The sequence below is a fragment of the Congregibacter sp. genome (genome assembly GCF_047617445.1).
GTDB lineage: Bacteria > Pseudomonadota > Gammaproteobacteria > Pseudomonadales > Halieaceae > Congregibacter.
This window is the reverse complement of record NZ_JBLGBE010000115.1, coordinates 1-8,400: the sequence shown is the minus strand read 5'-3', so window position 1 is coordinate 8,400 and position 8,400 is coordinate 1. Positions and strand designations below refer to the sequence as shown.

Annotated in this window: 4 protein-coding genes; 2 read left to right on the top strand and 2 right to left on the bottom strand. The window is 55.2% G+C overall.

The features are described 5' to 3' along the window. On the bottom strand, positions 1-5,213 hold a 5,213-nt coding region (locus ACI9KD_RS16320), incomplete at its 3' end, for a hypothetical protein (RefSeq protein WP_414982231.1). Positions 5,214-5,414: 201 nt separating this feature from the next. On the opposite strand from ACI9KD_RS16320, the gene ACI9KD_RS16315 reads away from it, so the two are divergent. Beyond that, positions 5,415-6,416: a hypothetical protein gene (locus tag ACI9KD_RS16315; protein WP_414982230.1), complete on the top strand. Its 1,002-nt coding sequence runs from the start codon at positions 5,415-5,417 to the stop codon at positions 6,414-6,416. Positions 6,417-6,424: 8 nt separating this feature from the next. Here ACI9KD_RS16315 and ACI9KD_RS16310 read toward each other — a convergent pair whose 3' ends face one another. Beyond that, positions 6,425-7,192 (bottom strand): enoyl-CoA hydratase/isomerase family protein, encoded by a 768-nt coding sequence (locus tag ACI9KD_RS16310; RefSeq protein WP_414982229.1) that lies wholly within the window; start codon positions 7,190-7,192, stop codon positions 6,425-6,427. A 207-nt stretch (positions 7,193-7,399) separates the two neighbouring features. Here ACI9KD_RS16310 and ACI9KD_RS16305 point away from each other — a divergent pair, with 207 nt between their 5' ends. After that, positions 7,400-8,164, top strand: coding sequence for an OmpA family protein (locus ACI9KD_RS16305; RefSeq protein ID WP_414982228.1), 765 nt, complete (start codon positions 7,400-7,402; stop codon positions 8,162-8,164). Positions 8,165-8,400 lie beyond the last annotated feature (236 nt).

Below are 8,400 nucleotides of genomic sequence, written 5' to 3'. Positions count from 1 at the left end.
ACTGTGAATCCAACATTAATGGCTTCGACTTCGTAACTGATGTCGCAGCTGCCCTCGGCCATGCTCAGCGAATCAATGGCAAAAACCACGGTACCGTTGGTAAGTGCTGCAGGGCTACTGGCGATAGAAAAATTCGGACAATTCGAGCTCACCGTACTGTCGTTTACCCAAAGCATCTCGGCATTGAGTACATCCGTTACCGTGATTTGCCGTGCTGTAGCCGTAGAGGCCGCAAGATGGTTTACCCGCAGAGTAAAGGACTTGCGCTGGGCTGCGCGCACGATCGCGGATTGGTTGCCATTTTCGGTGAGTTTGTTGATCCGAAGTAATGGCTCAGTCAGGTCAAAGCGAGCGCTGGACACAACGTTTACGCTGTTGCTGAGCAGCTGTGCCCGGTTTTGGAGATTTTTGTCTTCCCCAGGTGCCCCGGTATTGAGCGGATTGTCTAACACGATGGCATCGATTTGAACGGTTATTCGATCATCAATGTCTGGATCAGGACGATTGTCTGGGGTGTTCACTACGTCCCCGAGCGCCCACTGTGCGCATGTCTGCGGTGCGCTGGCGCTGCAGTCCGCAGCGGCATCACCGATAGTCAAACCACTGCCCACAGCAAGGTCGCTGCCTATTGCGATCACTTCAGTCCCAACGATTTCGAAGGCAACGCCGTTGGAGGGCATATTGTCCCGAATAAACGCTTGTTCTGTCGTACCGTCCGGGAAGTCCGCATCGATAGTGAACGTCACCGTTTCGCCTAAGGTCAGTTCCTGCGACGGAGCACCGTCTATAAAATCGCCAATATCGATAGCGGTAATGGCTTTGCTGATTCCCGGCTCACTAATATCCAGAAGCCAACTGTCTTTGAGGTCGTAATTCCGGTCGTCGGCGTCACCTTGAGTGTCAAGGCTGGTCCAGCGGATCTCTGCTTCGTTGCTGATGCTTTGTCCTATTACCGCACTGACATCTATCGTCGCCGAGAACTCGATTTCACACACTGCCCCCAATGGGAAGGTCGCCCAATCTGCAGCGATCTCCCCCGCCATCAGCGTAGGACCCGAATCAGGCGCTGCGGTACATGTTCCACCAACACTCACGTCCGCAGGAAGTACATTGAGTTCGGATGGAATGAGATCCCGAAGCTCGAGGTCTTTAGCATCGATCCGAGAGGCCGGAGCGTGCTCCACGGTAAGAGTGTAGGTCACAAAATCACCGGCTTCTGCCTGGCTGGTATCTGCCACTTTGCTGATGCTAAGCAGCGGCTCTACAATTGCTAAGGCGGCGTCATCGGATGCGGTAATCGAAGGGAAAAAACGCACGATACCCGAGTTGCTGCTTGTATCGTTGTTTTGGTTGACCAGTACATCGCGCACTTTCGCGACTACCGTGATCCGAATACGATCATCTTCGTCAGTACTGCCATCCGCAAGCTGGATCACCTCGCCGTAACTCAGGATTGCGCTGTCGTTTATGCCATCGCCATCTCGATCACCCAGGACGGCGGCGGGGCCCCCCGGCGGAATGGGTTGGGGGTAACTAGACAATGTCAGGTCGGCACCCACGAAGGTGGTCGTTGCCGAAACTATTTCGAGAACATTCGACGTTACGGGAAGCAAATCAGTGACTTCCAGTTCATCAATATCCGCGTCTGGAATGGTAAGGATAAGCTCGAAGGTTACTGTTTCACCAATGGTGAGCGACTCGGCGTCCAAAGGTGTGCCCGGAATGTTGTTGGTATGTGGTTGGCTTGAGCCGGTCACAAGTTTTTCTATGCCTACGCCAAACACATTGAAGTTATCGCAGCCCTGAAGTTGATAATTGTTGAGCTGTCCCGGGTCGGCAGTGTTTCCTGTGCGCTCAACGCCCAGTGTGTTCGTGGGTGGGTTGGGCAGCACGGGCTGATCGCTGTCGCTGAGGCTTTCCCAGAATGACTCCGCGCAGTTTTGAAGCGTGCTTCCCGCAGCAGGGTTGGTCGTAAACTGAGTCTGGAAACGTAGTGTGCAGCTTGCACCTTCGGGAAATAGAGCCCAGCGCGCTTCTATGCTGTCGGACAAACCCGCATCGGTTACCGTAGCGGTATCTGGAAGAGCAGGGCAGCTACTTGTGTCTATGAGGCCATCTACCCGCATGTTATCGGGAAGCAAGTCGCTCAGCGCCACATCAAAGGCGTCGGCGGTGGTGCCACCGGCATGATTGAGCGTCAGCGTAACCAGCGGCGGTGTACTGTTATCACCTGTATCGGGCGTGAAGGTTTTTGCAAGCTGCAGTCGGCTCTCAACGATGCGTACTGCCGCGGCGCGTACTTGTACATTGCGCCGCGATTCGCCGGCCGTTTGCCATAGCCAATTGGCCCGGTTGCGCCGTCGTTGTCCCGATACGTTCACCGAGGCGTTGAGCACTTTTGCGCGGTAGCGAATGGTGATGGTTTCGTCGATGGCGTTGTTTGTGTTGTTGTTGGTTACCGTTCCAAATCCGCTGTCATCGTTGTTGGGCCCGAAAACAAGGCGGCGATCTGGCGCGGTGGCACCCCCACCCTGGTTGCTAAGGCCGGCGTTGGCCAAGACGTCGTTGAAGCTTCCCACAGAAGTATTCACTTCAACGCTACTCGCCACAATTGACTCAACATCAGCAAAGGCCATGCCATTAGGCAGTATGTCCTGCAGTCGAACGCTACTCGATGTGCCTTCGGGAACAGTAATGACCAATTCGTAGGTCACAATCTCGCCAATGTGCGCTTCCCCCGTGCCGCTGCTGTACCCGGGTGTGATTGTGCTAACGGTTTTGCGTATCACAGGCTCCGCGATAACAGCGCTGGCCGTGTCCATAACGCGAGTAAACGGCGAAGAGGGATCAGGGATGGAGGTCCAGGTGACTCCAGCCTCATTATCAACTGTTTGACTGGGCTCTACAGCAGCATCAAGCGCGCATCGCACTGTTAGCAAAGCCGTGTCTGCGCCGTAGGGAGCTCCGTCGGTTCCATCGTTCTCATCCAGCGGGTCGTCCAGGACGATTCCGCCGGCCAGCGTCCCGGTGAACCCCAGCTGGACGCCATTGCCATTAACCACGTCTCCAGCAGAGGGTTCGGTACAGGCAAGCTGGGATAGTGCCGGTTCGTCGATGGTCACGTTGTAGGCAGGCGTTGTTCCTACATTTTCTACGGTAAGGAGATACGTCACCTCGTCGAATGCATCCACATCAGTCACGTCGCTGTCAGCCGTCGCGGTTGTTGGGTTCGAAGGGGGCGCCGGTGTGATGCTTGCATTGGGATTATCGGTGGCGATGACACCCTTGGTGATAGTTAGAGATGGAGCTCCGACCGTGCCGCCTGCGGCCTGTAGGTCAGTTATCGTTCTACCGTCTGTGGTTTCGTAGCTTGTCTGTAACAGGTTTGTGAGAAACAAGGAGTCAGCAAATGGCGTGCCCACGATGCGGGCGGTCAAACGTACTCTGAGCGTCGAAGCAATAGTCGTGGCGACATTGCCAAACTCTAGGCGAATGGAATTGTTACTACTCTGAGTACTTACCGTGGGATTGAGGCTGGCAAAGGGTGGTTGGATCGATAGGTCGGTTGCCTCAACAAAGTCGGCCACATTGAAAACCGGGCGCGGCAAAAAGTCGACGAAGGTGACGTTGTCTGTGTTGCCGGCTGGAATACTGAGGGACAGCTCAAAAATGATGTCCTCGCCGGGCTGCAAAACGGGAGGTGCGGGGTTGGGTGAGAAGATGGTCTTGTCTGGAATATTTGGTTGAATAGGCGTGGTAACCGTAGACCCGTTAGAGCCACTGCCACCTTCGCTTAGCGCGTAGCTAAGGGTCGCCGAGTTGCTAAAGCCGTCCGCCGCTAAAACAGGGTTTCCATTAGTATAATTACTGAGAATAGTGGCTTCGAAGGTCAGTGATCCACTGGAGCCGTTGTCCAGTTGGCCACCGGCTGCTGTGGCAACATCCCAAATGACTGTAGTCTCTCCCGGACCGGGTCCCGGGGTGGCCGTAGCCGTAATGGGTAGGATTGCCCCATCGATAACTAGAGCCACGGTGCCATCAAAGCTGAGTCCGTCTGCGATCACATCATCGATGATGAATGAGCTTGCTCCCGACCCGGGAGGTGCATCGGGATAGTCTGTCATCTGGAAATTGAAAACGTAGGTTAATACGCCCCCGGGAAGGCCGGTGCCTGCTACTGACTTTTGGAGAGCGGCGTGTTCGGCGGTTACTGTACTCGTGGCGCTGTCATTGAATCCAATGCCTTGATAGTCGTAGTCAAAAGTGACGGTGTTGACGATGCTTTCGCTGTCGGGGATTGCTTCGTCAAGAACATCTGAGATGTAGACGGGCACGGTAACGCTAAGGTCGCCCGCACTGGCTGAACCCAGAACAGCAGTGCACTCTACTGTTGCAGTCCCGCCGGTTGTGGGTGCGGCATTGGGTGTCGAGGTGACGGCGCATCCGGTTCCCAGCGGCGCACTGACAGTGATAGCGCCGCCAGTCCATTGAATTTGCGCGGGTAGAGCATCACTCACGATGACGCTGCCGATAGACACACCTTCGGAGATGTCGACATTCCAGGTATATAGGAAAGCGTTGCTCGGGCCTGGGGGGCGTTCTCCTTCGGGAGCGGTGTTGGCTTTATTGATGCGAGCGAGTTCCGGCGTCACGGTGGAGCTCGCCGGTGTTCCCAGGATCGCCCCGTTGGTGCCCACGGTCGTGTCACCAAACTCGAATCCCGGAATTACTTCGACGGGCTTGGCCACGCCAATATCTGCGCCGGGTTCGACCACAGCACAGACCGTCATCACAAGATCGGGCTGCCCCTGGTCGACGGAGCCTACGGGATAGCGTGCCAGCCACGCGCTGCCACCGGGGTTACCCGTCAGGATGGTGCCAGAAACAGGGTCAGTTAAAACTCCAGAAGCGTCAAAAGTGCCGAATTGCTCCAATCTTGGGGCGATGTCCACGAAATCAACACTTAACTGTCGAATACCTGCGTCAACCACCGCTATCAGATAAGGCCCATAGCCAGTCGTCGAATCGGTATTTGTAAAGCTGGCGTCCACACAGAACGATTCACCAATCAGCGGCGTCGCCGGGAGGCCCGTGAGCGCGACTGTAGGCGTCTGTGCACGAGCCCCGACCGAGAGAGCTCCACATATGAAGGCGCAAACAGCGATGCGAAGGAACTGGGTAAGTGGGCTGGCTTCTGTCTTATTGGGCTTCACGCGCTCTGCTTTTTATTCAGTTGTTTTTTGACGATTTTGTGGTCGATGATTTTATCAGCAATTGATGTGCCAAATACGTGACGAATCACACATTACAGTTTACTGCTGCCATCGCCGCTGCAATATGCTAAACCTATGCAAATGCGCGCTCGGGCCACACAATTCACCCAAACCTTGGGATTCTGTCTGATTGGCGGGGTCATGCTCCTGCTGCTCCAATCGCAGGCGTTCGCGGATCAGTCGGAACTGCAATCGGAGGTGGAGTCAAAGACCATTGGCTCCTTGGGCGCCGCCGAACCTGACGAAATCTCAGAGACACCCGTAGAACCCATTACCGATCCGGGGGGGCCACATTGGGTCGATAGTGGTCACGAATATGCGACCAACCGGGCTCAGGCCTTGGCGCAATGGATGGATGACTTTTTTGGGGCTCCGGTGCGTGATGCTGAAAGGGCTGATACGTTCGTACGAGCGATATTCCTGGATGACTGGGATGAGCGCGATGGCCATGACCTCAAGGTCCGGCTGCGGGGTCAGATCAGCCTGCCTAAGCTATCTGAGCGCGTCGATTTGGTTTTCTCGGGCGAAGAGTCAGAGCAAACGCTGACTGAGGAAGAGCGTGCGGAAGAGAACGATGTGGGCGTGCGATTTAACTTTCGAAATAGCCGTCGAACGCGTCTGGACGCGACCTTATCGTTGCGATCCGGGCCGGCGATATTACCGGGAGTACGTTTTCGTTATCAACAGCCCATCACCGACAACAGTTGGGCGCGCTTTACCCAGCGTCTGCAATACCATTCGGAGGACGGCCATCGCTCCCTTACAAACTTTGATGTGAACCGAATTCTCGATGACAAGAGCCTGCTTCGCTGGAACGGCCGCGTCCGCTTTCGCGAAGAAAAAGACTTTTGGGACTGGAATACCGGCATCACCTATCGGCGCTGGCTCGATGATCACGAGAAGTTCCCCAGTGCGATTGAGTACTTTGTGGCCGTGAGCGGCCGCGATCAGCCTGAGAATTTCGAGACCAACTACCGTTTGGGGTTTTTGTATCGCAAACAGTTCTTTCGGCAGTTTTTATACTACGAGATCGAGCCTAGCTATAACTGGCGTCGGGATCTGTACGAAGACAAGCGCGAGGGTGTCCTGGGCATTGTGTTTCGTCTGGAGGTGATGCTGGATCAGGCGTTAGTAGGTGGTTAATGAGCGCCTTACTTTCTTTGGCGCGCATTGATATAGCGTTCACGCGACTCTTGGCACTCTGGATCCATAAGGCCTGACAGTAGGCTATCAGCGTCAGACCAGGATCGAGAGAGGCCCACCTGATTGGCGGTGACTGCGTCGACGTGCCTTTTTGTGGCTTGAACCGCAAAGCTCGGCCGCTGAGCGATCGCTTGTGTTAACGCATCCACGACATCATCCAGAGCGTCGGGTTCTGCCGTCTTGTTCAGAAACCCCGCGTTCAGGGCTTCTGCCGCATCGAAGGGGCGGCAGGTCATAACCAACTCTTTGGTGAGTGCAGGACCTATCTCTCTCACAAGTCTAGGTATGCCGCCCCAGGCCAACGGTATGCCAAGATCTATCTCCGGGATGGAGAAGCGCGCGTCTGTCGCTGCGACTCGCAGATCACAGGCAGCGGCCAGCACCAACCCTCCACCGATGCACCAACCCTGAACTCGAGCAATAGTCACTGCGCGGATCTGCTCTATGGCGTCAGCCATACGCCGCCCAGCGTCTGCGGCATCGCGCGCGTCTGCGTCTCCCGGTTGCGGAAATCCCGCAAGATCGGCTCCGGCCGAAAAGCAGCGTCCTCTACCGCCGACAATGACGACTTTGAGCGACTTGTCCCGATTCAGCTCTGCCGCAGCGTTGGTGAGCTCTTCCAGTGTTTGCAGTGACAAGGGGTTGAGTTTGTCGGGCCGGTTCAGCCACAGCCGGGCGATGTTTCCCTGATGTTCCAGTTCGAGTGTTTCGTACATCGATTGCGTCTGCTTTCTACCCTGTTCTGTGAAGTCTAGCATCGTCGATGTTGACCTCGGTTTAAGGATGTGCGCTGTCTTATAAATGGTGTACTCTGCCGATAAGGGGAGATGATGATAGAAAAGCCAAAGTTCGGCGAATAGCCTGAATTTTGAGCCCAGAACCCACAAATTCGTCAAAAATTAAAGAAAAGAAAGGACACCACCATGAAATTGACAGTTCGGCTCTTTGTGCTTCTTATGGCTATAGCGCTCACTGCCTGTAGTAGCGTAACAGAGCGTGATTATGAGACCTGCATCGTCGGCACGAGTGCGCTTGGCGGTGCTATTGGTGCATCTGGAGCAGGCGCAGGAGCCGTGGCGGGTGTTGCGGTTGGTGCAGGGGTTGGCGCGGTAATCTGTGATCTGGAAGAGCCTGAGCCCATGGCTGTTGCTGCTGCTCCATCAGATAGTGACGGCGACGGCGTGACTGATGACAAAGATCGCTGCCCTGGCACACCTGCCGGTGCCGAAGTCGATATGAACGGTTGTGCTTTGGATGGCGACGGCGACGGCGTTGCTGACTACAAAGATCAGTGTGCCAATACGCCAGCGGGTGTGAAGGTCGACATGACAGGCTGTCCTGTGAAGGATGAGGTGGTACTGACGGTTGATCGTCTCGGCTTTGCCTTTGATAGTGCAACATTGGATGCGGGCTCACGCTCTGCACTTGATGCCGCTGTGTCGGTGATTAAATCGCACAGCAGTGTGAAGATGGATGTAGTCGGCTATACCGACACCTCGGGCCCCGAGTCATACAATCAGAAACTGTCCGAGCGTCGTGCTCAGGCGGCCGTCGATTACCTGGTATCCCAGGGTGTTGACGCCGATCAGCTGCGCGCAACAGGGCGTGGCGAAGCTAGTCCCGTTGCCAGCAACGACAGTCGTGATGGACGTGAGCGTAATCGCCGGGTTGAATTGGTAGTCCGCTAGTCACATTGGTTGGTTAGTCAAAGGCGCTGGGTGAATATCCAGCGCCTTTTTTGTTGTCTTACTTGCTGTTCTTTTGCTTCTTGAGTCTCGCGTATCACTAACTTTGAGCACCTATTGATCTCACTTAGGCGCCCAAGAATACTTGAGCGACAGTAAAACATACTGTATGTTCAAAACCTGTGTTACTCGTCGTGGGCGCATTCTGCCCGGACCACTATAAACATGATTCCCGACCC

What these genes read in the sequence shown, in the direction of transcription:
- ACI9KD_RS16315 (WP_414982230.1), top strand. Translation starts at nt 5,415, where the DNA reads ATGCTCCTGCTGCTCCAATCGCAGGCGTTCGCGGATCAGTCGGAACTG.
- ACI9KD_RS16310 (WP_414982229.1), bottom strand. Translation starts at nt 7,192, where the DNA reads ATGTACGAAACACTCGAACTGGAACATCAGGGAAACATCGCCCGGCTG.
- ACI9KD_RS16305 (WP_414982228.1), top strand. Translation starts at nt 7,400, where the DNA reads ATGAAATTGACAGTTCGGCTCTTTGTGCTTCTTATGGCTATAGCGCTC.